Origin of the sequence: Weizmannia sp. WK01 (assembly GCF_025905465.1) — a bacterium.
Lineage (GTDB): Bacteria > Bacillota > Bacilli > Bacillales > Bacillaceae_C > Weizmannia > Weizmannia faecalis.
Genome location: NZ_CP109616.1, coordinates 1,995,041 through 2,019,967, shown reverse-complemented (window position 1 = coordinate 2,019,967; position 24,927 = coordinate 1,995,041). Strand labels below are relative to the sequence as shown.

The window sequence follows — 24,927 nt, the reverse complement described above, 5'->3', positions numbered from 1 at the left end:
GAACGGTCTGTTTTTTATGGTAAAATATATGCGTCAGTTTTAGATGAAGAACAAAAGGAGCCGGGTAACATGCATAAATACGAAGAGAAAACATTGAAGACGGAAGAAATTTTCAACGGCAAAATTTTGCACGTGCAAGTCTTGGAAGTTGAACTGCCGGACGGAAAAACGTCGAAACGTGAGATTATTAAGCACCCCGGCGCCGTCTGTGTGCTTGCGGTCACAAATGAGCATAAAGTGGTGATGGTGGAACAATACCGGAAAGCGGCTGAACGCGCGCTCATTGAAATTCCGGCGGGGAAGCTCGAGCCGGGGGAAGACCCGCTTGAAGCGGCAAAACGCGAACTGGAGGAAGAAACCGGTTATGCCTGCGCGAAATTAGAACCGGTAACCGCTTTTTATACTTCACCGGGCTTTGCGGATGAATATATCCATCTTTATGCCGGAACCGGCCTTGAAAAACTTTCCAATCCAAAAGCGGGCGATGATGATGAATTTGTCGATATTTTGGAACTGGGCATGGATGAAGTCAGGGAAATGATCCGGTCGGGGAAAATATGCGACGCCAAAACATTGGTTGCCCTCCAGCACTGGATGCTTGAAGAGGCGCGAAAATGAGTGTCAATCCGTACTTTGCAGATTTGCACATCCACATCGGGCGCACAAAAACGGGGCGGCCCGTCAAAATTACGGGGGCAAAAAGCCTGACGCTTGAAAATATATTAAAGGCGGCCAAACAGCCGAAAGGGCTCGATCTCGTCGGGGTGATCGACTGCCATGTCCCGGAAGTCAGGGAAGAGATGAAGGCGCTTCTTGCAGCCGGTGAACTGGTGCAGCTTGATGAAGGCGGCCTCCTCTACCAGGGGGAAGTCACGCTGATTCCCGGGATTGAAATGGAAGTGTATGATGAAAACTGCCGTGGGCCGGTCCATCTGCTCAGCTATTTTCCGGATATGGACACACTCGGCAAGTTTTCCGCATGGTATGGCGGGCGCGTGTCCAATCCGCATTTAAGCACACAGCGGGTCCGCGCAGAGGCCCGGAAAGTGCAGGAAAAAACGAAAGAACTCTCCGGGATGTTTATTCCCGCCCATGTATTTACCCCCTTTAAGAGCCTTTATGGAAAAGGTGTGGAACGGTCGCTAACAGAAGTGCTGGACCCGGATCTGATAGATGCTGTGGAATTGGGATTAAGTTCTGATACCGGCATGGCCGATCAAATTAGCGAGTTGCACCGCTATCCGTTCGTGACCAATTCAGACGCCCATTCCCTCGGCAAAATGGCAAGGGAGTACCAAAAATTGATGCTGGAATCGCCGGGGTTTACAGGGCTGTTAAAAGCTTTGCGCGGCGAAGGGGAAAACCGGATTGCCGCCAATTACGGCTTAAACCCGAAACTTGGGAAATATTATACAACGACTTGCGCCAAATGCCGGAACCCTGTTTCAAACGGCCCATGCCCGCATTGCGGGTCGCGCCTGAAAACAAAAGGTGTCTCGGAAAGAATAGAAGAGCTGACAGACGCAAAAACGCATCCTGCCCGGCCACCCTACATCCACCAGGTGCCGCTTGATTTTTTGCCGGGGCTCGGCCCGAAAACGATGGGCAAGCTGCTGGACCATTTCGGGACGGAGATGAATATTTTGCACCGGGTGCCCGAATCCGCCTTGAAAAGCGTTGTAAAACCGCCGCTTTCGGAACTGATCTTGAAACAGCGTTCCGGGGGATTGGCGTTTGAGGCCGGCGGGGGCGGAAAATATGGCAAGGTAAAAAGTCCAAAGCCGGAATAGTTTCGCTCCGGTTTTGGACTTTTTTCATAAACGGCTATGTCCTTTCATAGATTAATAGCAAGTGCCAATCTTTTGAAGGAGGGGACACCGCTCATGAAGCAAATTGCCCTGCAAAATCCTGTCAGCCGCCATATCCGGGAAAACTCCTCTATTTATGCATTTGTCATCGCGTTGTTCCTGATGGGCGTCATTTTTGGCGCCGTCATCGTCAACAGCCTGTCGATCGCACAGAAAGAAGACTTGTTTTTTTACTTAAAGCAATTTTTCGGACAAGTCTCAACCGGCAAACTCGCCGCGCCTGAGGACCTGTTCCGTTCAAGTTTCCTGCACAATTTGAAATTTCTCGGCCTCATCTGGCTGCTCGGTATTTCGATCATCGGCCTGCCGCTCATTCTTGTTCTCTTATTTTTAAAGGGGCTTGTCGTCGGGTTTTCGATCGGTTTTCTTGTCAACCAGATGAAATGGGGCGGTTTTTTGCTTTCGTTTGTAACCGTTCTTCCGCAAAATTTGCTGATCATTCCTTTGTTTATTTTCACCTCGGTGATGGCTGTCATGTTTTCCTTGAACCTGATCCGGAAAATTTTTATGAAACAGGCTGCCCACTTTGCTTTTTTTCAATTGTTTTTAAGGTATTGCACGGCGCTTCTCGCTGTTTTCATCGCATCTCTCGCGGCCGCCTGCATCGAGGCTTATCTTTCTCCGCAGCTGATGCAGGCCGTGATGAAGATGATCCATTAAAATCATTCTTAAATAATAAATGTTGTTTTTAACTGTTTATAATCATTTCATTTTGACTATTCCCCTTAATCTGCTATAATATCAGAGACAGCGGCAAGGGGGAGGAATCATGGAAGAAGCTCGTATTGATAGAATTAAGAAGCAATTGCATTCGGCCAGCTACAAACTGACGCCGCAACGGGAAGCAACCGTGCGCGTTTTGCTGGAACATGAAACAGACCATTTAAGTGCGGAAGATGTATACCTCCTTGTGAAAGAAAAATCCCCTGAAATCGGCCTGGCCACCGTTTATCGCACGCTGGAACTGCTGTCCGAACTGAAAGTGGTGGACAAAATCAATTTCGGCGACGGGGTGTACCGTTATGATTTGAGGCAGGAAGGCGCCGCACATTTTCACCATCATCTTGTCTGCATTGAATGCGGCGCGGTGGACGAAATTCAGGAAGATTTACTGGAAAATGTCGAAAAAGTTGTGGAAAGCCGCTGGAATTTTATTATAAAAGACCATCGCCTGACATTTCACGGGATTTGTTACCGGTGCCAGCAAAAAGAAAAGGGAAACGAAAACGAAAAAAACGAATAATAGCCGGCCTTTTCGCAAGACGAAAAGGTTTTTGTTATAACACCGCATTTTCAGCCGGTTGAATTTTTACATAAAAGGATGTATAAAACGGCGGAAGTCTGTCATAGCTTGTATGTAAAGCGATACAGAAAGGCGGGCGGGATATGCCGTGGCTGAAACTTTTGCTTCATGCGCTTAAAGTCTTCATTTTATTTTTATGCTGTACATTGCTGTTCTACTTTGCCCTGCTTTGGGTAAATCAGGAATATGAAAGCTACCACCGTTATGAAAAACCAAAAGGCGCGGCTGTAAAGGTGAGTGCCGGGGATCATAAGCCTGCCTGGGCAGAACGGCTGCTGCTCTTTTATATGGATGGGGAGTAATTGGAATGGAAGATCAAATCAAAGATTTCATGCATTTTATGATCGTTGAAAAAGGGCTTGCTGAAAATACGATCGCGTCCTATAAACGCGATCTGCACAGTTATCTCCGCTACCTGCAAAAAGTGGAGCTTGTTACATCCTGGAATGAAGTGACGCGGTTTCACATCCTCCACTTTCTGAACTTTTTAAAACAGCAGGGAAAGTCCTCGAAGACGATTGCCAGGCATGTCGCCTCCATCCGGTCTTTTCATCAGTTTTTGTTGCGGGAAAAATTTGCGTGCCAGGATCCGACTGTCCATATTGAAACCCCGAAGCCTGAGCGGACGCTTCCGAAAGTGCTGAGCGTTCAGGAAGTGGAAGCGCTCCTTGCTGCGCCAAAAGGGGATACCCCTCTTCATATGCGGGATGGTGCGATGCTTGAACTGTTGTATGCGACCGGCATGCGCGTCAGTGAGATGACCGGCCTTAATCTTGACGATCTGCATTTATCAATGGGATTTATTAAATGTATCGGAAAAGGGGACAAGGAAAGGATTATCCCGATCGGCCGCACGGCGTCGGCTGCGCTTGACCGGTATTTAAAAGAAGGACGGCCCAAACTGGTTTCAAAAACGAATAGAACGGATGCCCTGTTTTTGAACCATCACGGTGCCCGTCTCTCACGGCAAGGCTTTTGGAAAATATTAAAGGCGCTTGCGAAAAAAGCCAATATTGAGAAAGACATTACCCCGCACACACTGAGGCATTCATTTGCCACTCATCTGATTGAAAACGGGGCAGACTTGCGGGCGGTTCAGGAAATGCTCGGCCATGCCGACATTTCCACAACGCAAATTTACACCCATGTTTCCAAAACGAGGTTAAAGGATGTTTATGCGAAATTCCATCCAAGGGCTTAAACCCGGCCGCATTTTTTTTCGGGCGCGGCGGGTTTGGCGGGGACCCGTTTTTCGCGAACACAGGGGCAAATTAAAAACAGATCTTTAAGGCGCACGGCGTAAAAACCGTGCGTTTTTTATTTGTCCGGCAGCCGGCATCCCGCGGATTAGAAGAAAGGGAATTTATCCAGTATAAAAATGGCGCAACTGGAAAAAATGATTTTATGCATATCTCCCAGCGTGTACGGAGGTTTTGTTTTCACGTTTTATGATTTTACAAGTTGGAGGGTCATCATGAAGAAAATCATTGGTTTGGTTACCTGCTTCATGCTTGCAGCCGGCGTCCTTGTGCCTGAAGCGTTCGCAGCTGAAAAGAAAAATGAACTGGCGCCGGAAGCGAAATCCGCCATTTTAATTGAACAGGCCACGGGCGAAGTGCTGTACAGCAAGAACAGCCATGAAGAATTGCCGCCTGCTTCCATGACGAAAATCATGACCATGCTTTTAATTATGGAAGCGCTCGACAAAGGCGAAATCAAAATGGATGAAAAAGTACGGACGAGTGAGTATGCGGCATCCATGGGCGGATCGCAAATTTTTCTCGAGCCCGGCGAAGAAATGACGGTTGAACAAATGCTGAAAGGGATTGCGATCGGTTCGGCAAATGACGCGGCCGTTGCGATGGCGGAAAGAATTGGCGGAAGCGAAGAAGCTTTTGTCGACAAAATGAATGAACGGGCAAAAGCGCTTGGTTTGAAAAACACCCATTTTGAAAATGTGACCGGGCTCCCTGTCAAAGGTCACTACAGTTCAGCTTATGACATGGCCGTCATGGCGAAGCAATTGCTGAAACATCACGGCATTACACATTTCACCGGCAAATATGAAGATTACTTAAGGGAAGGCTCCGATAAAAAGTTCTGGCTCGTCAATACCAATAAACTGGTCCGCAATTATCCGGGCGTTGACGGCCTGAAAACCGGCTTTACAAATGAAGCAAAATTCTGCCTGACCGCAACGGCAAAGAAAAACGGCATGCGTGTGATCGCCGTCGTTTTCGGGGCGCCATCAACAAAAGTGCGGAACGCCCAGGTTTCAAAAATGCTTGACTATGCGTTCAGCCAGTATACCTCCCACCCGCTGTACAAAAAAGGCGCGGCGCTTGACCAGGTCAAAGTGTCAAAAGGGAGCATGCGGCATGTCCGGGCGGTGACGAGCGAACCGGTATCGGTGCTGACGAAAAAAGGTGTCAAATTGTCAAATTTGAAAAAAACCGTGAAGCTCAAAAAAAATGTGCAGGCCCCTGTCCAAAAAGGCGATGAAATTGGAACACTGACTATCAGCCAAGACGGAAAGGTGCTTTCAAAAACAACGCTTGTTGCCGACAAAACGGTGAAACGTGCAGGCTGGTGGCAGCTGTTTAAACGTGCAGCGGGCATGTTTGTCCAGAAAGATTGATGTCGAATCCGCTTGGTTTCTGTTTTTTTAAAGCTTCTTTTGTCTCCCGGAAGGAAAAACGGGAAGCAAGGTCGAAATGACTCACTATTAACAGCGAAGGAGGCTTTAATTGTGAGTCTGGCAATTGACCTGGAAGTGAAAAAAGATGTCCTGTGCATCCGGTTGCAGGGGGAATTGGACCATCATACGGCTGAAAGTTTGCGTGCAAGTGTGACAAAAGCAATTGAAGAAAACGGCATCCGCCATCTTGTATTAAATCTGGAGCAGCTTTCCTTTATGGATAGCTCCGGTTTAGGTGTGATATTGGGAAGATACAAACAGATCAAGCAGAAAAACGGGGAAATGATCGTCTGCGCCATTTCTCCGGCCGTAAAAAGGCTGTTTGAACTGTCCGGCCTCTTTAAAATCATCCGCCTTGATGAATCGGAACAATACGCGCTGCACAGATTGGGGGTTGCCTGAATGAAAAATAAAATGCAATTGCAGTTTTCCGCGCTCAGCCGGAATGAATCTTTCGCCCGCGTGGCGGTTGCCGCTTTTGTTGCCCAGCTTGACCCGACGCTTGATGAATTGACCGAAATCAAAACGGTCGTATCCGAAGCGGTAACAAACGCGATTATTCACGGATATGAAGAAAACCCGGACGGAATGGTTTATGTATCGGCTGCCATTTATGACGACGGCACGGTTGAAATTACCGTCCGCGATGAAGGAAAAGGCATAGCGGATATTGAAGAAGCCAGGCAGCCGCTATTTACAACAAAGCCTGACCTGGAAAGATCCGGAATGGGCTTTACGATCATGGAAAACTTTATGGACGATGTAGAAATCAAGTCGCAGCCAGAATCAGGCACCATCATTCGTCTAAAAAAGCATTTGGCCTTGAAAAACGCCTTATGCAATTAAGGAGTCGTGCCGATGGATGCAGAACTGAAAAAGGCAGAAAAGAAAACCCGGTTAAAAGATGAGGAAGTGAAAAACCTGATCAGGCGCAGCCAGGAAGGGGACCAGGGGGCACGCGACCTGATTGTTGAAAAAAATATGCGCCTTGTCTGGTCGGTTGTCCAGCGCTTTTTGAATCGCGGATATGAACCGGATGACTTATTTCAAATCGGCTGTATCGGGCTGTTAAAATCGGTCGATAAATTTGATCTTTCGTATGACGTCAAATTTTCCACCTATGCAGTCCCCATGATCATCGGGGAAATCCAGCGGTTTTTGCGCGACGACGGAACGGTGAAAGTAAGCCGTTCTTTGAAAGAAACGGGCAACCGGATCCGCAAAACCCGCGATGAGTTAACGAAAAAGCTGGGGAGATCGCCGACCGTGCACGAAATCGCATCAGAACTCGGGATGCCGGTCGAGGAAGTCGTCATGGCGCAGGAGGCAGGCAAAGCCCCGTCATCGATCCATGAGACGGTATATGAAAACGATGGCGACCCGATCACGCTTCTCGACCAGATTTCAGACCAGAACGACCAAAAGTGGTTTGACCAGATTGCCCTCCAGGAAGCGATCAGAGGGCTTGAGGAGCGCGAAAGGCTGATTGTGTACCTCCGCTATTACAAAGACCAGACACAGTCCGAAGTGGCCGAACGGCTTGGCATTTCGCAAGTGCAGGTTTCACGGCTTGAAAAGAAAATACTTGAAGTAATGAAAGAGCGCATGGAGTTGTAAACGTGCGCTTTTTTGCTTTTTTATTCCCGGATGTGGCGTCCAACAGAAGCCGAAAATCATCCGGCAATGGAAAAAAGTACAGGAAGCGTGCAAAAGTCCGGCGAATCGCCTGATCATACGATACATACAGCATGAAACTGGTGCATGAAAATCTTCCAATATCACATACTACAAACACAACGTATGAAAGCAGGGGGTGAAGGCAGTGGATGAAACGATTTATTTGCGGCTCCGCCACCGTATTCGCGTCAATCCGGGCTTTACTGTAAGATTATCCCATATTGCCCAGATTCACGCGCCGTCCGGTATACAGGAAACCCTTTTGGACACCCCCGTCCAAACCATTTCCAAGGCCGACGGGAACACCGTTGTCATTGATATGATGAAAATTATTTCCTGTATCAAGAAAAAGATTCCGGACGCTGCCGTGTCTCCGGTCGGTCCGGCGGCAACGATTGTGGAAGTAGCCGCAAAAAAGAGGTACCTGCCGCTTTTGTTTTTTATATTGATTTGGATTTTGCTTTTTTTAGGCTCTGCGCTTGGGATTATCAATTTTCACGAAGATGTCGGCATGCGGGCTGCCCAGGAAAAAATTTATTATCTGATTACAGGCATCCGCGACAATACGCCGCTTATGTTTCAAATTCCCTATTCGCTCGGCCTCGGGGCGGGTATGGTAATTTTTTTTAACCATGCATTTAAAAAGAAATTTAATGAAGAACCGAGCCCGCTTGAAGTTGAAATTTTCAACTATCAGCAGGACATCGACCATTATATCCTGTTGAATGAGAATAAGGAGAACATGAAACATTTTGACCATCCTTAAGCAAATCTTCACCGTGTTTTGCGGGCTCGGCGGCGGGCTTGTGGTCGGCTGCGGGTATGTGGCTTTTTTAACGGTGCTTGGCATTGTGCCGCGGCTTGTCCAGCTGTCCAGGACAGAACGGTTCATCCAATCATACGAATGGGCAGTTGTATTCGGGGTGCTGTCCGGGACATGGTGGGGGCTTGGTGACGCAGGCGGCCGGCTTTCAGCAATCGTTGCGGCGCCTGTCGGGTTGTTTTGCGGCCTGTTTGTCGGCATGCTTGCTGCGGCGCTCACAGAAGTGGTCAATGTCATCCCAATTTTTTCCAAAAGAATTGGAATGGACGGGCGTCTTGCCGGCGCATTGATGGCGATCGTGCTCGGGAAGGTGGCTGGCGCTTTATTTCAATGGCTTTATTATGTAAATCATTAAGAAAGGAACAACCGGCATGGGGGAAAAACGGCGGGTGATCCTTGTCACGGACGGGGATGAGTATGCGAAAAAAGCAATCGAATGCGTCGCGAAAAAAATGGGCGGGCGCTGTATTTCACAATCATACGGAAATCCAACCCGGCTTTGTGGGGAGCAGATCGCGGACCTGATCCTCAAGGCGGCCGGAGACCCTGTTTTTGCCATGTTCGATGATTCAGGGGTGATCGGCCCGGGACCCGGCGAAGAGGCGCTCACTTTTGTGGCCGGGCATCCGCGCATCGAAGTGCTCGGCGTGATTGCGGTCGCATCGAAAACCCATCAGGCCGAATGGTCAAGGGTGGATGTGTGCATTGACAATACCGGTGAAATCACGCCGTACGGGGTGGACAAATTCGGCATTCCGGAAATGGATTTGAAAAAAATCAACGGGGACACGGTTTACAGTCTTGACCGGCTGGACGTGCCCATTATTGTCGGCATCGGGGATGTCGGCAAAATGTCGAAAAAAGACGATTATCATATCGGCGCCCCGATCACAGAAAAAGCGGTACGCCTGATCTTGGAAAGGAGCGGGTTCAAGCATGGCTGAAACAGGCAGGAAAAGGCTGATTTCATCCAATCCGGCAGAAGTGGAAGCATTTTTTAAAAATAAAGTCGGACTTGGCATCAGTTATGATATTGGTGTCAGAAAAATCCAGGTCCTTGATACAGAAATCCAGCTGTACTATGTCAACGGGCTCACGGAAACGATTTCGATTATCCAAATTATGAGAGAACTGCTGAGATTAAATAACGGCAAATTTTCTTCCGGGAAAGTGCATGAGCTTGTTGAAAATTACATCGTCCATATGCAGGTCGAAAAAGTCAAAACCTATGATGAAATGGTCGATGAAGTGCTGTCCGGGCTGATCGCCATTTATGTCGAAGGAAAACAAGAAGCATTTATTATCGATGTTCGCAGTTATCCGGGAAGGACGCCGATGGAACCGGATACGGAAAAAGTCGTCCGTGGGGCGCGTGACGGTTATGTTGAAAATATTGTTATCAATACGGCCTTGACGCGGCGGCGGATCCGCGATGAGCGGCTGCGCTTTGAAATGATGAAAGTTGGCGAACGCTCGAAAACGGATGTATCGATTGCTTATATTGAAGGCGTGGCAGATCCCGAAGTCATCGAAACGGTCAGAAAAGAACTGAAGGCGATTGATATTGACGGAATTACGATGGCAGATAAAACGGTAGAAGAATTTATTTTGAAACAAAATTATAATCCTTTCCCGCTGATCCGCTATACGGAACGGGCGGACGTCGCGGCCACCCATTTGCTGGAGGGGCATGTGCTTGTATTGGTGGACACTTCACCAAGCGTGATGATTATGCCGACAACGGTTTTTCACCATATGCAGCACGCCGAAGAATACCGCCAGGCTGCAGCTGTCGGCACGTTTATCCGCTGGGTGCGGTTTTTCGGGATTGCCGTTTCTCTTTTTCTCCTGCCGCTTTGGTATTTAGTGGCGGTGGAACCGTCGCTTTTGCCGGAGCAACTGGATTACATTGGGCCGAATAAGCAGTCGCATGTCCCGCTTGTCCTTCAGCTTCTTATCGCCGATTTAGGCATTGAGTTTATGCGGGTTGCCGCCATCCATACGCCGACGCCGCTCGCCACCGCCATGGGCTTGATTGCGGCCGTTTTGGTCGGGCAGATTGCGGTTGAAGCCGGGCTGTTTGTTTCGGAAGTCATTTTGTATGTATCCGCCGCGGCGATTGGCACTTTTGTCACACCAAGTTATGAGCTGAGCGTGGCGAATAAACTTGTGAGAATGATTTTACTGATTATCGTAGCAATTTTTAAAGTCAAAGGCTTTGTGATCGGCAGCACCGTTTTTCTGCTGTTCCTCGTGTCCATCCGGCCGTTGAACACGCCGTATTTCTGGCCGTTTATCCCGTTTAACCCGCAGGCATTTTTCCAAATCCTGTTCAGAAGGCCGGTTCCGGGCTCCAAGTACCGCCCGAGCATTGTCCACCCGGTCGATCGCTTCCGCCAGCCGCCTGAAGCTTGAAACTATTGCAGAAAGCCTGTTTTTATGTTAAAGTTAGTAGAAAATTAACGCAAAAGCTCTAGGAAAGGGAGGGAAGCCTACCCCGGTTTATGCCGGGAAGGCTTCTCTCCCGATTGGCGGAATATTAGGTGGGGTTGAAAACATGAAGCATAACGGGTCGGTAAAGGTAAATGGAAAGGGGCATCTCGAAATCGGCGGTGTTGACACGGTAAGCCTCGCTGCCCGTTACGGAACGCCTCTTTATGTATATGACGTTGCTTTAATACGGCAAAGGGCCAGAGCGTTCAAGGAAACATTCCGGAAACTCGGCGTCAAATCCCAGGTTGCTTATGCCAGCAAGGCTTTTTCCGCCATTGCCATGATCCAGCTTGCAGATGAAGAGGGGCTGTCTTTGGATGTTGTTTCAGGCGGGGAACTGTATACTGCCCTTGCTGCCGGGTTTCCTGTTGAACACATTCATTTCCACGGCAACAATAAAAGCCGGGAAGAATTGGAAATGGCGCTTGATGCCGGAATCGGCTGCATCGTTGCCGATAATTTTTACGAGCTTGACATGCTGGAAAACTTGTGCGCTGAAAAAGGCCGCAAAGTTTCCGCGCTCTTAAGGGTCACACCGGGCATTGAAGCCCATACGCATGATTATATTTTAACGGGCCAGGAAGATTCAAAATTCGGTTTTGACTTGCAAAACGGGCAGGCGGAGGCGGCGCTGAAGCAGGTGCTTTCATCCGGCTGGATAAAATTGCTCGGGGTGCATTGCCATATCGGATCGCAAATTTTTGAAACAGCCGGCTTTGTCCTGGCTGTGCAGAAAATTATGGATAAACTGGACGAGTGGCATGCCAGGTACGGTTATTTTCCGGAAGTGCTTAACCTTGGCGGTGGTTTCGGCATCCGCTATACGGAAGAAGACCATCCGCTTCCGCCTGCTTATTATGTAGAAGAAATCGTCAAAGAAGTGAAGAAACAGGCCGGTTCCCGCCGCCTGCCGGTTCCCGAGATCTGGATCGAACCGGGCCGCTCGCTTGTCGGCGAAGCCGGGACGACGCTTTATTCGGTCGGGTCCCGCAAGGAAGTGCCGCATGTCAGAAAATATATTGCGGTTGACGGGGGGATGAGCGACAATATCCGCCCGGCACTTTATGACGCAAAATATGAAGCAGTGCTGGCCAACCGTCCGCTTGATAAGTGCGAAGAGACCGTATCCGTTGCCGGGAAATGCTGCGAGTCGGGGGATATGCTGATTTGGGATCTGCCGCTGCCGAAGACAGGCAGCGATGACCTTTTGGCCGTATTTTGCACTGGCGCTTACGGTTATTCGATGGCAAATAACTATAACCGGATCCCACGCCCGCCGGTTGTGTTTGTCGAAAACGGCAAAGATGAGCTTGTCGTAAAGCGGGAGACGTACGAAGACCTGATCCGCAATGATCTCCGTCTGCGCGTGCCGCTTTCTTGACAAATCCGGGGCGGAAAAGCGGATGGCACTTGTTTTCCGGACTTGCTTTTGGAAAATATTGTACGTGCCTTGTTTACTTTCTCTGAAATAGGAATATACTAATAAGTAAAGCGTTTGAATTAAATTGGATGATTACGAGGGATTCAGTATGTTAATTCGGTATAAAAAATCTTTCGATAAGATTGCAATGGGCCTGTTGTCCTTTATGCCAGATGAAAAAGATTTGAAAAAGCTGCAGCAAACAAAGCAATTGTACGAAACAGAAGACAAGTGGCAGCTTTTTTTATGGAAAGAGGATGATGACATTGTTGGCCTGATCGGGGTTGTACTGGATGGGGACAAAGTGGAAATCCAGCATATTTCCGTCAATCCGTCTTATCGCGACCAAGGAATCGGGAAAAGCATGGTCAAGGCTTTAAAACAAATGTATGAAGGAAAAGAAGTGGTTCCGAATAAATACATTGTTGACTTCTTCCATAAGTGTGCTGAAAAAGAAGACCTGTCCTGACCGGGTCTTCTTTTATTTCGGATACGGCAAAAAGGACCTGCCGGCATGATGCCGGAGGCCCTTTTTACGGTTACCAGATATACGCACTGCCGACAATGATCAACAAAATAAAAAGCACGACAATTAACGCAAATCCGCTGCCCCAGCCAAAACCGTCAGCCATGATAACCCCTCCCTCAACAGTCATTACATGGTATACTATGTAGGCGCGCCGGAACGTGTATGGACTCCTGCCCATCTGCGCGCTTTTGATTGGAGATACATACGTTTCAGGCTATACTTATTTTGACGCTTTGAAAAAGGAACGGTGTACAATTTTATGGAATATAAGGTGAAAATCGGCGCGTTTGAAGGACCGCTCGATCTGCTTTTGCATCTGATCCACCAGCTTGAAATCGACATTTACGATATTCCGGTTGCTGAAATTACCGAGCAGTATTTGGACTACATCCATACAATGAAAGAGCTTGAACTGGACGTCGCAAGCGAATATCTTGTGATGGCGGCCACGCTTTTGGCGATCAAAAGCAAAATGCTTTTGCCAAAACAGGAGCCAGATGAACCGGATGAAGATTATACGGTGGAAGAAGACCCGCGCGAACAACTTGTCGAGCGCCTCCTCGAATACAAAAAATACAAGGAAGCAGCCAGCACGTTCAAACGCCTTGAAGCCGGCCGCAGCGAAATCTTCACCAAGCCGCCGAGCGATTTGTCGGCGTATGCGTCGGACGCAGATGGAAGAAAAATCGGCGCCAATGTGACGATCTATGATATGATCGGCGCGTTAAATAAACTTTTGCGCAGAAAAAAATTGCAAAAACCGCTGTTTACCAAAATCACACGGCAGGAAATCTCGATCGAAGAAAGAATGGATGAAATTTTAAAACAGCTGGAAACGGCGCCGGGAAGCGTCCAATTTTACGACTTATTCTCTTTTCACGATAAAGAACAAATTGTCGTAACTTTTTTGGCTGTCCTGGAACTGATTAAGCGCCATCAAATTATGGCGGTACAGGAAGAAAATTTCGGTGACATTACCGTTGTAAGGAAAGAGGGGGATTGATATGGAAATCGTCCATTGGAAAGGCATCCTCGAAAGCCTGTTGTTTGTTGCAGGGGACGAGGGGCTTTCCCTGAAGCAAATTTCCCATGTAATGGAAATTGAAGAGTTTGAAGCAGTTGAAATTTTAAAGCGTTTAAAAGAACAATATGAAAACGACCCGGATCGCGGCATTACGCTCATTGAACTGGCCGGCACGTACCAGTTGGCAACCAAAAAAGAGCATGCGCCGTATTTAAAAAAACTGGTCGAATCCCCGAATACGAATACATTATCGCAGGCGGCACTTGAAACACTGGCGATCATCTCCTATAAACAGCCGATTACAAGAATTGAAATCGAAGAAATCCGCGGTGTGAAAACAGAAAGGCCGCTGCAGACGCTGATGGCAAAAGGGCTCATCCAGGAAGTCGGCAGGCAGGAAGGCGCCGGGCGGGCAATCCTTTACGGTACGACCAAAGAATTTCTTGACCATTTCGGGCTGAAAAGTTTAAAAGAACTGCCGCCGTTTCCCGAACAGCCGGAAGACGAATTTTCGCAGGAAGAAGCAGATCTGTTTTTTGAAAAATTCCATGAAGAAAAAGGCGAAAACGGATTTTCGCCGTGAAGAAAGCTTGCCCAAATTGGTGCAGGCTTTTTTCGTCTCACACATATTCCGGTTATTTCTTCCTGTTCCGTGCATAAACTTGTACAAAACACGGTTTGGAAAAGCTGAAAAAAGGAGCTTCTTTATGAAACGGTACTTCCTATATGCGGCGCTTGCAGTGCTTGTTTTTTCGGCCCTTCCGCCCGGAGCGGCTGCTGCTGATACGCCGTCTGTGCAGGCAAAAAGCGCGATATTAATGGACCAGGATACAGGGCGGATTTTGTACGAAAAAGATGCATATGAACCGAGAAGCATTGCCTCGATTACGAAAATCATGACGGCGCTAGTGGCCATTGAATCGGGAAAAATGGACAAGGAGGCTGTCGTTTCGAACCGCGCCGTACGTACCGAGGGGTCATCATTGTATTTGAAACCGGGAGACAAATGGAAAATGAAGGATCTTGTTTACGGGCTCATGCTCCGGTCGGGAAATGACGCCGCCAATGTCATTGCCGAAAATGTCGGGGGCAGCATAGAAGGCTTTGTTTTTATGATGAACGAAAAAGCGAAGGAGATCGGCATGCATGACACCCATTTTGCCAACCCGAACGGCCTTGAAGACCCGGGTGGCCGCCATTATTCGACCGCTTACGATATGGCGCTGTTAATGAAATACGCGATGCAAAATAAAGAGTTCCGGAAAATTACCGGCACGAAATTTTACAAAGGCTGGCGGAACAAAAACCGGCTGCTGACTGAAAAGTACCGGTACTGTACGGGCGGGAAAACCGGTTATACGAAAGCGGCCAGACGGACACTTGTGACAACGGCGGCAAAAGGCGGCGAAAATCTCATCGCCGTTACCCTGAACGATTCGGATGACTGGGATGACCATATTGCGATGTATGAGTACGGCTTCAGCCAGTATGACAGGAAACGGATTGTGGAAGAGGGGCCGGTTGCCGCCGTCCGCACGAAATATTTGAAACAGCATGTTTATGTGAAACGGGATATCACCTACCCGCTTAAAGCCGGAGAAGAAGACGCCGTAAAAGTCGAATACCGGATCAAAAAGCCTGAAAATTCGTGGAAAGACCCGGAAAAAGTGCCGGAGACCGTCGGAAGGGCGATTGTTTATTTAAACGAAAAGGTGATCGCGAGCACGCCTATTTATTATCAGAAAACGCCGGTTAAAGAGAAAGAAACATGGCTTGAACAGTTCAAAGAGACATTTTGGATCCAATTGGGGCTGAAAAACAATGGTTAATTATATTTGGATCGGCATGGCCGTGATCGGGCTCGTTTTTGCGGCGGTAAATGGCAAGATGCAGGCGGTGAACGAGGCGATTTTTACATCCGCGCGCGATGCGGTCTCGATCAGCATCGGCCTGATCAGCGTTCTTGTTTTCTGGCTCGGGATGATGAAGATTGCGGAAGTTTCAGGCCTCCTTTCAAAACTTTCCCGCCTGTTCCGGCCGGTGATAAAAAAATTGTTTCCGGATGTGCCGGACAACCATCCGGCACTCGGCTACATCCTCTCCAATATGATTGCCAATATGTTTGGGCTCGGAAATGCCGCCACTCCGCTCGGCATTAAAGCGATGGAGCAGCTGCACGAACTGAACGGAAGGAAACCGGAAGCAAGCCGTTCAATGATCACGTTCCTTGCTTTAAACACATCCGGGCTCACACTTATTCCGGCAACGGTGATTGCTATCCGCCTGAATGCAGGTTCCGCGCATCCGACCGAGATTGTGGCGCCGACCTGCATCGCCACTTTTGCAACGACCATTGCCGCCATTTGCATTGACCGCTATTTTTACCACCGGCGGACGAAACGGAGGAAGTGATGTTTTTGAAATGGATCTCACTGATTTCAATTTGGCTGATTCCGGCAATGGTCGGATTTATCCTGCTTTACAGCGCATGGAAAAAAGTGCCGGCTTACGAAACATTTGTGGAAGGCGGCAAAGAAGGCATTAAAATTGCCTTTTCCATCATTCCTTTTTTAGTTGGCATGCTTGTCTCGATCACAATTTTCAGGGCCTCAGGGGCGCTCGATTTTTTTGTCGGATTTTTAAAACCGGCCCTGCATTTGCTCGGTATCCCATCTGAAGTCGTGCCGCTTGCTTTGATCCGGCCGGTTTCCGGCAATGCCGCTCTTGCCCTGATGGCGGATCTGATCAAAACATACGGGCCGGACTCGCTCATCGGGAGAATGGCATCCGTCATCCAGGGCAGCACGGATACCACCCTTTATGTTGTAACCGTTTATTTCGGGGCAGTCGGCATCCGGAAAATGGGGGACGCCTTAAAAGTCGGGCTGCTCGCCGATCTGTTCGGGATTATGATTGCGATTTTCATGGTGCTGTTGTTATTCTGACGCGGTAAAAGAAAAAACGGTTTCTCCGTCATTTCAGGGTGCTTGTTTCGCTCGTCCGGCTTTGCATTTTATTTACGTTATGCCATAATGCTTAAAGGATAGTTTAAGCAAAACAGATTGAGGTGTAACGGATGGAACGTTTGCAAAAAGTGATCGCACAGGCCGGTGTCACATCCCGGAGAAAAGCGGAACAGCTGATACTGGAAGGGAAAGTAAAAGTGAACGGGGAGACAGTCAGAACGCTGGGGACAAAAGTATCCCAGTCGGATAAAATTGAAGTGGAAGGCATTCCGCTTGAGCGTGAAGAAAAAGTATATTACCTTTTTTATAAACCAAGAAGGGTGATTTCCACTGTCAGCGATGACAAAGGGAGAAAAACGGTAAGCGATTATTTCCGCGATGCGGGTGCAAGGGTTTATCCGGTCGGCCGGCTCGACTACGACACGTCGGGCCTTTTAGTAGTCACCAATGACGGTGAATTTGCAAACCTTCTGATGCATCCGCGTTTTGAAATCGACAAAACGTATATTGCAAGGATTTCCGGCATTCCATCCAGGCAGGAATTAAAGCAGCTGGAAAAAGGGATCCGGCTAAAGGACGGCATGACTGCGCCTGCCAGGGCAAAACTGTTGTCCATGGACAAACGAAAAAAGAAAGCGATCGTCCAGCTTACGATCCATGAAGGCAGAAACAGGCAAGTGAGGCGCATGTTCGAACATCTCGGCTACCCGGTTGAAAAACTGCGGCGCGAAGCATACGGCATGCTGACATTAAAAGGATTAAACGCGGGCGAAAAAAGGGAGCTCACCCCGCACGAAGTCAAGACGTTAAGATCCCTTGCCGAAAACGGCGGCGCCTCCCGTAAATAAAAGCGCAAGTTAAGGGGCTTATTTTGTTCACAAAAACTTCAAAAAACAGCGAAAAAGGACAGAAAAATGTTATAATGTATGAGAGTTGTGTGACACTTTTGGACAGGGGGAGGAGCAATGTCACAAACGAAACAGAAACGTCTCATTTTCCGCGCCGCGATTCTCGCTGTTTTGGTATTGGCTGTCGGTTACACACTGTATGCAAATGCGACGAAGGAGTCGCGGGGAGCGCTTGCAGCGGGGGATAAGGCCCCTGATTTTATCCTGAAAGATTTGAATGGGAAAACGTACCGGTTATCTGATTATAAAGGGAAAGGTGTCCTTTTGAATTTTTGGGGGACATGGTGCGAGCCGTGCAAGAAAGAAATGCCTTATATGAATGAACTCTATTCGTCCTATAAACCAAAAGGCGTGGAAATTCTTGCCGTCCACGTAAAAAATACGCGCTTTCTTGTGGACGAATTCGTGAAACAGTACGGGCTTACGTTCCCGGTGCTGATTGATAAAAACGGTGATGTCCAGCATGCGTATCACATCGACCCCCTTCCGACAACCTTTTTGATCGGGCCGGACGGGAAAGTCAAAAAAGTGATCATTGGAAACCAAAACCTCTCCAAAAAAGACATTCAGGACATGATGGATATGATCAAACCATAACCGAGGAGAGAGACAATGAAGGATATAAAATGTGAGTGCGGACATGTGAATCCTCCCGGGACCGTTTTGTGCGAGTCGTGCGGGAAAGCGCTGACAGCAGAAGCGGAGGCGGCAGTCCTCCATGATATGCGGTATGAAGGAAGCGCGCGCAGGTCGCAAGTGTATAAAAAAACGCCGGTGGATAAAATCTGGAATTTTTTTTCGTCCGTAAAAACCGGTGTCTGGCTGATTGTCCTGACGTTAATTGCGTCAGCACTCGGCACTGTGCTGCCCCAGGCCGACTATATCCCTTCCAATGTCGACCCGTCCGAGTATTACGAGAATCAGTACGGCTGGTTCGGCAAGCTCTGGTATACGCTCGGATTTGATAACCTGTACAATTCCTGGTGGTATCTGCTTTTCATCGCCCTGATCGGCGTTTCGCTCGTCATTTGCAGCCTTGACCGCTTTATCCCGCTGCGCCGCGCCCTCTCAAACCAGAAAGCAGCGCGCCATGAAGGGTTTCTGAAGCGGCAGCGCCTGTACGTGAAAAAGGAAGGGGCCATCGATGACGCCGCTTATGCACAGGTCAAACACCGGCTTGAAGCGAAACATTATAAAATCCGCGAAGAAGGCGGGAACTTATTTGCCGAGAAAAATCGGTTTTCCCGCTGGGGGCCGTACGTCAACCATATCGGATTGATCATCTTTCTTTGCGGCTCTATGCTCCGCTTTGTTCCCGGCATGTATGTCGATGAACTGGTCTGGGTGAGGGAAGGAGAAAAAGCGGTGCTCCCCGGCACAAACGGGCAGTATGTGCTCCTGAACAAGCAATTCAAGCTGCAAGTTTACAGCAAAAAAGACAATCAAAATTTTGAATCGGCACTGAATAGGGTCGGCAATGTTGCGAAAAATTTCGAGACGGATGCCGTGCTTTACAAGCAGGGGAAAAAGCGCGTTTTAGGGGAAGACGCCCCGCTTAAAAAAGTGAAATTCTACCGCATCCAGGTCAATAAGCCTTTGAAATTCGGACATTACGCCGTGTATCAAATGGATTACAAGCTGGATGAATTCCAGGCGATGTCTTTTGCTTTTGAGAAGAAGTCGAATAAAAAAATATACGGCAAACTTAAAATTGACCTGTACCATCCAAAGGCGGAGTACCCGCTCGGAAACGGCTATAAAGTCAAGCTGCTCGGCTACTATCCTTCGTTTACAGGGTTTGCCAAAAACGGGGAGCCGCAAACGGATTCGTATATTCCAAACAATCCTGCTTTTCTTTTTAGCTTAATTTCGCCGGAGCATCCGAAAGGGGAAAAAAGCTTTGTTGCCATCCGTCAGACTGTGGAACCGCTCGGAAAAAATGACTACAAGCTGGCTTTTGCCGGGCTTGAAACGCGGAATGTTTCTGCTTTGGCCGTAAGAAAAGACGAGACGCTCTGGGTACTGGCCGTTGGGGGCGCGATCTTTATGATCGGGGTTATTCAAGGCGCGTACTGGAATCACCGCCGTTTCTGGCTGAAGCGGGAGAAAGGCGCCGTGCTTTTGGCAGCCCATACAAATAAAAACTGGTACGGGCTAAAAAGGGAGCTGGAATGGGTGCTCAGCGCATCCGGCATGCCGGCGCTTGTTGACAGAAAAGAACGGAAGAATCCGCAACAGGCCCATACGGCTTAAACAGACAGGAGCAATCGGATGAGGAGGGGGAAAATTGGAAAATCTGGTCGAAACGAGCAGCCGGTTGTTGTTCGCCGCATTTCTTTTGTATTTAATCGGCACTTTACTGTTTGGCGGCGCGATCCGCACACCGAAAAAGGGACAGGGAAGCACTGGGCCGCAAAAAACGAAGTGGGGAAATTTTGCGATCTTCGCAACGGTTGCGGGGTTTATTTGCCAGGCCGGTTATTTTATTACAAGGTGGATCGCATCCGGGCATGCCCCTGTAAGTAATTTATTTGAATTCACTACTTTTTTTGGTATGATGCTTGTTGGAGCCTTTATGGTCATTTATTTTCTTTACAGGAGTGCGGTGCTCGGGCTGTTTGCTTTGCCGGTTGCACTTCTTTTGATTGCCTATGCAAGCATGTTCCCGAAAGACATCAATCCGCTCGTGCCGTCTCTCAGGAGCTACTGGCTGCAGATTCATGTGACAACGGCGGCCGCCGGGGAGGCCATTCTTGCTGTCAGTTTTGCTGCCGGGCTGATTTACCTTGTGAAAAGCACTGATCAGCAAAAATCAAACCGGCAGACTTTCTGGCTGGAATTTGTTATGCTTTGTTTAATCTGCATCGCCGGTTTTATTGTCGCAAAATCCGCTTTCGGCTTGTTTCATTACAAAGCGGATTTCAGCTGGATTGACCGTAACGGGGCAAAAAACACGGGGGAAAATGCCCTCGTCTACCATATGCCGGCTGTTATCGGGCCGCATGGCGGGGAACTTTTAACAGCTGGGAGAATGACGCCGTGGTTTTATGTGCCGGCCTTTATCAATGCCGTCAAACTGAACACGGTGCTCTGGTCTGTTTTGAGCGGCATCATTCTTTACGTGCTGGTCCGGTTGGCGGCCAGAAAGCGGATCGGCGCGCTGTTAAAACCGCTCACCAAAAATATAAATGCGGATTTAATGGATGAGATCGGCTACCGTTCGGTATTGATCGGGTTTCCGGTGTTTACGCTCGGCGCGTTAATCTTTGCGATGATCTGGGCACAAATTGCCTGGAGCAAATTTTGGAGCTGGGACCCGAAAGAAGTGTGGGCACTGGTTACGTGGCTGTTTTATGCCGCTTTTCTCCATTTGCGCATGTCAAAAGGCTGGCAAGGTGAAAAATCCGCCTGGCTGGCCGTCATTGGCTTTGCCATTATTCTGTTTAACCTGATTGCAGTAAATCTTGTCATTGCTGGGCTGCATTCGTATGCCTGATTTTGTAAGCTTTTGAATCCTGCGCATCCCCGGGAGCCCCACCCGGGGATGCGGGCGGCTTGCATGGCCCCGGGAAGCCCGCAAGGATTTTACCGGCTGGATGAATCTTGCTCGCAGCAGGCGGCTGATATTGACTGAGGAGGAATAGCCATGGATGAGGATGTAAAAATTTTAGTGGTTGATGATGAAGAAAGGATCCGGCGCCTGTTACGAATGTATTTGGAAAGGGAAAATTACACGATAGATGAAGCGGAAGACGGCGATACCGCTTTGAAAATGGCGCTTGAAAAAGACTACAGCTGCATTTTGCTCGATATTATGATGCCGGGCAAAGACGGCATTGAAGTGTGCCAGGAATTGCACGAAAAGAAAATGACGCCCGTGATCATGCTGACGGCTAAAGGCGAAGAAGCCAACAGGGTGGAAGGATTTGAAGTTGGCGCGGATGATTATATTGTAAAACCTTTCAGCCCGCGCGAAGTGGTACTGCGGGTGAAAGCCCTGCTCCGCCGGTCGTTGCAAACGGGTTTCTTAAACGCGGATACAAAAGCAAAAGACATTGTCGTTTTCCCGCATATTACCATCGACAATGATGCTCACCGCGTCACAGCGGACGGAAAGGAAGTCAATCTGACCCCGAAAGAGTATGAGCTGCTTTATTTTCTCGCCAAATCTCCGGATAAAGTGTTTGACCGCGAACAGCTTTTAAAAGAAGTATGGCATTATGAATTTTTCGGTGATCTCCGTACGGTGGATACGCATGTCAAACGCTTGCGGGAAAAATTGAATAAAGTGAGCGAAAACGCGGCTAAAATGATCGTTACCGTCTGGGGCGTCGGGTATAAATTTGAGGTTGCGCCGGAATGAGAATTTGGCGGACGGTTGTCGGGAAACTGTGGATGACCATTCTGCTGATGGTTGCCTGCGTTCTGCTCATCCTGACGGTACTGTTGCTCAAGTTTTTTGAAGAATACCATATCAATCAGATTGAGCAGGATTTGTCTAATACGGCGCAAAAAATCTCGAGGATTATGGAGGAGCACCCAAGCGGAAAGATCGGGAAAGAAATTGCCCTCGGCGTTCTGGACCAAAACGAGAAAGTCATGATCGTTTACCGCAAAAATGATATCTTTTATCCGTCCGGTTCCAAATCATACAAAGGGATCCCGTACGCGTCGATTTTAAAGGACAAGCAGCTGTCCCAAGTGTTTAGCGAAAAGAAGAAAGTGAGCAAAGAGTTAACCCCTTCTGGCGGGTCTTCCCGCAATAAGTACCATCATGTGATTGTGACGGCCGTCCCGCTTCATGTGAAGGGGGAAGAACCGGGCGCGGTATTTGTTTACCAGTCATTGGAAGTGCTTCAGGAAATGACGCGGCAAACGACAAAAATCATTTTGCTCGGTGCAGGCATTGCCATTATTTTAACGACCGGCTTTGCTTTCTTCCTTTCAAAAAGGATTGGCGGGCCATTGCATAAAATGCGGGAAGCGGCTTTTGAAGTGGCAAAAGGGCGTTTTGACAAAAAGGTGCCGATTTTAACCCGTGATGAAATCGGGGAACTGGCCACCGCTTTTAATACGATGGGGCGACAGCTTAAATTTAATATGGACGCCTTAAAGCAGGAAAAAGAGCAGCTGCGGAATATTTTAAGCAGCATGGCCGACGGTGTTTTGACCTTTAACCGGGACGGTGCCATTTTAATCATGAACCCGCCGGCTGAGATGTTTCTTCAAAACTGGTATCATAACCAGGCTGCAAAAGACGCCCCGCTTCCTGAAGGGTTGTCCGCATTGCTTGCGAAAGTGGTCGAAACGGAGAAAGAACAGACGGATGAAATTGAAATCAACGGCCGGTACTATGTTATGATTGCAAGCCCGCTTTATAATTTGTCCCGGATCCGCGGCGTTGTCACCATTATCCGCGATATGACGGAAGAACGGAAGCTGGACAAGCTGCGCGATGATTTTATCGCAAACGTTTCGCACGAATTGCGGACGCCGGTTGCCATGTTGCAGGGATACAGCGAAGCGATCATTGATGATATTGCGGCAAGTGAAGAAGAAAAGAAAGAATTTGCCAAAATCATTTACGATGAAACGCTAAGGATCGGCCGGCTTGTCAATGAGCTGCTCGATCTGGCAAGAATGGAAGCAGGGCATTTTTCGTTCAGAATGGAGCCGGTCTCATTTAACAGTTTCATTGAAAGAGTGACACATAAATTTAACGGCATCGCGAAAGAAAAAGGAATCGACCTCGTTTGCGAGACTTCGGACAGCGATCTCACCCTTGAAATCGATGCCGACAGAATTGAACAGGTGCTGACGAATTTAATTGATAACGCCCTCCGGCATACTTCCCCGAACGGTTACGTCAAAGTAAAAGAGGAAGAAGCACCCGGCGGCGTATATGTACACGTCGAAGACAACGGATCCGGTATACCGGATGAGGATTTGCCGTTTGTATTTGAACGCTTTTACAAAGCGGATAAAGCAAGGACGCGCGGCAAATCGGGAACAGGGCTGGGCCTTGCGATTGCCAAAAACATTGTCGAAGGGCATGGTGGCCGGATCTTTGTCAAAAGCAAATTAGGGGAAGGGACCACCTTTTCATTTTTCCTTCCAAAAAAAGGCTGACCTCTGCGCCGGGTCTGCCTTTTTTTGTATATTTTCCCGTTTTTTGCGCATCTTAGAAGATGGCTTTGCTTGAAACGGAATTGAAAAAATGAAAATGGGGTGGATCAATTGCCGGCATACATCAAAATATGCCTTTTCGTTTCATTGACAGCTGCATGCCTGGGGTTTGCCTGTTCGGCAAATGACGTAGCCGCATCCGGGTCGGTTATCCATGAAGCGACAAAAGACTGGATTTTTCCGGCGGCAGGGACGATCTCCGACACATTTAACACAAGATACGGCACACATAAAGGGCTTGATATTGCCGGAAGATACCGCGCAAAAGTATTCAGCGCCCAAGAAGGTACCGTTACCCGTTCCTATCTGTCCGCATCCTACGGCCATGTTGTTTTTATCCGCCATCCGTCCGGTTATGAAACGGTTTACGCCCATCTTGCCGGAAGGGCAGTGAGAGCGGGGCAGCATGTTGAAAAAGGAAAGGTGGTCGGCTATATGGGTTCGACCGGCCATTCAACTGGTATCCATCTTCATTTTGAAGTGCATAACGGGCCATGGACGCCGGATAAGAAAAACGCCATTGACCCGTTTTTGATCTTCGGACCAGGCGCGCCGGGCCAGACGGTTTCCGCCAAGACCCATGATCCTTACGGGGTTTTTGCTGCTTCCACCGTCCCTCAGCCTGCAGCTTACACTGTGAAAAAAGGCGACACGCTCTGGAACATTGCCCTCCATTTTCATACGAGCGTGGGAAGGCTGAAAAGCTGGAACAAATTGCGGTCGGACCGGATTATGGCCGGCCAGGTGCTGAAAATAAAAAATGAATGAAAGTGGTGCGGAATGCTTCACAAAATGGCAGCCGGCATGTATAATAAGCTTGTAATCAAAATTTCATACGATTTATCTTCGGGGCTGGGTGAGATTCCCGACCGGCGGTGATAAGGCAGTTGCCTTTCAGTCCGCGAGCCGGATTTCCGGCAGGATTTGGTGAAATTCCAAAACCGACAGTATAGTCTGGATGGGAGAAGATAAAGGTTGCCAGTGTTTAATGACGTATTAAACGCTTATTTGGACTCGCCTATTACAAAGCCC

General features: G+C 48.5%; 29 protein-coding genes and 1 riboswitch. Of the genes, 28 read left to right on the top strand and 1 reads right to left on the bottom strand.

The annotated features are described in order from the left end of the window. The first annotated feature begins 69 nt into the window (after positions 1-69). The 16 genes from OF158_RS09570 to OF158_RS09495 all read left to right on the top strand — a co-directional run bounded on the left by OF158_RS09570 (position 70) and on the right by OF158_RS09495 (position 12,751). Positions 70-618, top strand: coding sequence for an NUDIX hydrolase (locus OF158_RS09570; RefSeq protein ID WP_035184647.1), 549 nt, complete (start codon positions 70-72; stop codon positions 616-618). Continuing rightward, positions 615-1,790, top strand: coding sequence for an endonuclease Q family protein (locus tag OF158_RS09565; RefSeq protein ID WP_035184649.1), 1,176 nt, complete (start codon positions 615-617; stop codon positions 1,788-1,790). Before OF158_RS09570 ends, OF158_RS09565 begins: the two co-directional genes overlap by 4 nt. Positions 1,791-1,883: 93 nt before the next feature. Beyond that, positions 1,884-2,528: a stage II sporulation protein M gene (gene spoIIM / locus OF158_RS09560; protein ID WP_014098103.1), complete on the top strand. Its 645-nt coding sequence runs from the start codon at positions 1,884-1,886 to the stop codon at positions 2,526-2,528. Between the two features lie 109 nt (positions 2,529-2,637). Continuing rightward, complete coding sequence (locus OF158_RS09555; protein WP_035184651.1) at positions 2,638-3,111, top strand: ferric iron uptake transcriptional regulator; 474 nt, start codon at positions 2,638-2,640, stop codon at positions 3,109-3,111. 143 nt (positions 3,112-3,254) lie between these two features. Beyond that, entirely contained in the window at positions 3,255-3,473 is a 219-nt protein-coding gene (locus tag OF158_RS09550; protein ID WP_013859564.1) for a YqzK family protein, read from the top strand. Between the two features lie 5 nt (positions 3,474-3,478). Further along, positions 3,479-4,372 (top strand): site-specific tyrosine recombinase XerD, encoded by an 894-nt coding sequence (xerD, locus tag OF158_RS09545; RefSeq protein ID WP_035184653.1) that lies wholly within the window; start codon positions 3,479-3,481, stop codon positions 4,370-4,372. A 273-nt stretch (positions 4,373-4,645) separates the two neighbouring features. Further along, entirely contained in the window at positions 4,646-5,809 is a 1,164-nt protein-coding gene (locus OF158_RS09540) for a D-alanyl-D-alanine carboxypeptidase family protein (RefSeq protein WP_035184655.1), read from the top strand. Between the two features lie 111 nt (positions 5,810-5,920). Beyond that, the gene (spoIIAA, locus tag OF158_RS09535; protein ID WP_014098106.1) at positions 5,921-6,271 is read left to right on the top strand and encodes an anti-sigma F factor antagonist; all 351 of its coding nucleotides are present in this window, start codon (positions 5,921-5,923) and stop codon (positions 6,269-6,271) included. Continuing rightward, positions 6,272-6,715: an anti-sigma F factor gene (spoIIAB, locus tag OF158_RS09530; protein WP_014098107.1), complete on the top strand. Its 444-nt coding sequence runs from the start codon at positions 6,272-6,274 to the stop codon at positions 6,713-6,715. It begins immediately after the preceding gene. A gap of 12 nt (positions 6,716-6,727) precedes the next feature. Then, on the top strand, positions 6,728-7,486 hold the full coding sequence (sigF, locus tag OF158_RS09525) for an RNA polymerase sporulation sigma factor SigF (protein WP_014098108.1): 759 nt from the start codon (positions 6,728-6,730) through the stop codon (positions 7,484-7,486). Positions 7,487-7,691: 205 nt separating this feature from the next. Then, positions 7,692-8,312 carry a stage V sporulation protein AA gene (locus tag OF158_RS09520; RefSeq protein WP_014098109.1) on the top strand — a complete coding sequence of 207 codons (621 nt, stop codon included), beginning with the start codon at positions 7,692-7,694 and terminating at the stop codon, positions 8,310-8,312. Next, positions 8,299-8,724, top strand: a complete 426-nt coding sequence (locus OF158_RS09515) for a stage V sporulation protein AB (RefSeq protein ID WP_014098110.1) — start codon at positions 8,299-8,301, stop codon at positions 8,722-8,724. The genes OF158_RS09520 and OF158_RS09515 overlap by 14 nt, the downstream gene beginning before the upstream one ends. Before the next feature lie 16 nt (positions 8,725-8,740). After that, a complete protein-coding gene (locus OF158_RS09510; RefSeq protein WP_014098111.1) occupies positions 8,741-9,313 on the top strand; it encodes a stage V sporulation protein SpoVABEA in 573 nt (190 codons plus the stop codon). Further along, positions 9,306-10,784, top strand: coding sequence for a spore germination protein (locus tag OF158_RS09505; RefSeq protein ID WP_014098112.1), 1,479 nt, complete (start codon positions 9,306-9,308; stop codon positions 10,782-10,784). Before OF158_RS09510 ends, OF158_RS09505 begins: the two co-directional genes overlap by 8 nt. Before the next feature lie 142 nt (positions 10,785-10,926). Beyond that, positions 10,927-12,243 carry a diaminopimelate decarboxylase gene (lysA, locus tag OF158_RS09500; protein WP_035184659.1) on the top strand — a complete coding sequence of 439 codons (1,317 nt, stop codon included), beginning with the start codon at positions 10,927-10,929 and terminating at the stop codon, positions 12,241-12,243. Between the two features lie 148 nt (positions 12,244-12,391). After that, a complete protein-coding gene (locus OF158_RS09495) occupies positions 12,392-12,751 on the top strand; it encodes a GNAT family N-acetyltransferase (RefSeq protein ID WP_014098114.1) in 360 nt (119 codons plus the stop codon). Positions 12,752-12,821: 70 nt separating this feature from the next. Here the strand turns inward: OF158_RS09495 and OF158_RS09490 are convergent, their stop codons facing one another. Further along, positions 12,822-12,914, bottom strand: coding sequence for a YjcZ family sporulation protein (locus tag OF158_RS09490; protein WP_014098115.1), 93 nt, complete (start codon positions 12,912-12,914; stop codon positions 12,822-12,824). 156 nt (positions 12,915-13,070) lie between these two features. Here OF158_RS09490 and OF158_RS09485 point away from each other — a divergent pair, with 156 nt between their 5' ends. The 12 genes from OF158_RS09485 (at position 13,071) to OF158_RS09430 (ending at position 24,663) form a co-directional block, all read left to right on the top strand. Further along, positions 13,071-13,814, top strand: coding sequence for a segregation/condensation protein A (locus tag OF158_RS09485; protein ID WP_017550482.1), 744 nt, complete (start codon positions 13,071-13,073; stop codon positions 13,812-13,814). A gap of 1 nt (position 13,815) precedes the next feature. Continuing rightward, positions 13,816-14,418: an SMC-Scp complex subunit ScpB gene (gene scpB / locus OF158_RS09480; RefSeq protein WP_014098117.1), complete on the top strand. Its 603-nt coding sequence runs from the start codon at positions 13,816-13,818 to the stop codon at positions 14,416-14,418. Beyond that, positions 14,384-15,664 (top strand): D-alanyl-D-alanine carboxypeptidase family protein, encoded by a 1,281-nt coding sequence (locus tag OF158_RS09475; RefSeq protein WP_080666377.1) that lies wholly within the window; start codon positions 14,384-14,386, stop codon positions 15,662-15,664. The genes scpB and OF158_RS09475 overlap by 35 nt, the downstream gene beginning before the upstream one ends. Next, positions 15,657-16,247, top strand: a complete 591-nt coding sequence (locus OF158_RS09470) for a nucleoside recognition domain-containing protein (RefSeq protein WP_013859547.1) — start codon at positions 15,657-15,659, stop codon at positions 16,245-16,247. The genes OF158_RS09475 and OF158_RS09470 overlap by 8 nt, the downstream gene beginning before the upstream one ends. Further along, the gene (locus OF158_RS09465) at positions 16,247-16,780 is read left to right on the top strand and encodes a spore maturation protein (RefSeq protein WP_019720473.1); all 534 of its coding nucleotides are present in this window, start codon (positions 16,247-16,249) and stop codon (positions 16,778-16,780) included. The genes OF158_RS09470 and OF158_RS09465 overlap by 1 nt, the downstream gene beginning before the upstream one ends. Before the next feature lie 131 nt (positions 16,781-16,911). Then, positions 16,912-17,649 carry a pseudouridine synthase gene (locus OF158_RS09460; RefSeq protein ID WP_035184663.1) on the top strand — a complete coding sequence of 246 codons (738 nt, stop codon included), beginning with the start codon at positions 16,912-16,914 and terminating at the stop codon, positions 17,647-17,649. Between the two features lie 117 nt (positions 17,650-17,766). Next, entirely contained in the window at positions 17,767-18,306 is a 540-nt protein-coding gene (gene resA, locus OF158_RS09455; RefSeq protein WP_035184665.1) for a thiol-disulfide oxidoreductase ResA, read from the top strand. A 15-nt stretch (positions 18,307-18,321) separates the two neighbouring features. Beyond that, entirely contained in the window at positions 18,322-19,962 is a 1,641-nt protein-coding gene (locus tag OF158_RS09450) for a cytochrome c biogenesis protein ResB (protein WP_035184667.1), read from the top strand. A gap of 43 nt (positions 19,963-20,005) precedes the next feature. Continuing rightward, positions 20,006-21,205: a c-type cytochrome biogenesis protein CcsB gene (gene ccsB, locus OF158_RS09445; protein ID WP_026104515.1), complete on the top strand. Its 1,200-nt coding sequence runs from the start codon at positions 20,006-20,008 to the stop codon at positions 21,203-21,205. 150 nt (positions 21,206-21,355) lie between these two features. Next, positions 21,356-22,072, top strand: coding sequence for a response regulator transcription factor (locus tag OF158_RS09440; RefSeq protein WP_014098125.1), 717 nt, complete (start codon positions 21,356-21,358; stop codon positions 22,070-22,072). Next, positions 22,069-23,838: an ATP-binding protein gene (locus tag OF158_RS09435; RefSeq protein ID WP_035184669.1), complete on the top strand. Its 1,770-nt coding sequence runs from the start codon at positions 22,069-22,071 to the stop codon at positions 23,836-23,838. The genes OF158_RS09440 and OF158_RS09435 overlap by 4 nt, the downstream gene beginning before the upstream one ends. Positions 23,839-23,946: 108 nt before the next feature. Then, positions 23,947-24,663 (top strand): peptidoglycan DD-metalloendopeptidase family protein, encoded by a 717-nt coding sequence (locus OF158_RS09430; RefSeq protein WP_014098127.1) that lies wholly within the window; start codon positions 23,947-23,949, stop codon positions 24,661-24,663. A gap of 70 nt (positions 24,664-24,733) precedes the next feature. Then, a riboswitch (FMN riboswitch) is annotated at positions 24,734-24,869 on the top strand. The last annotated feature ends 58 nt before the right edge of the window (positions 24,870-24,927 follow it).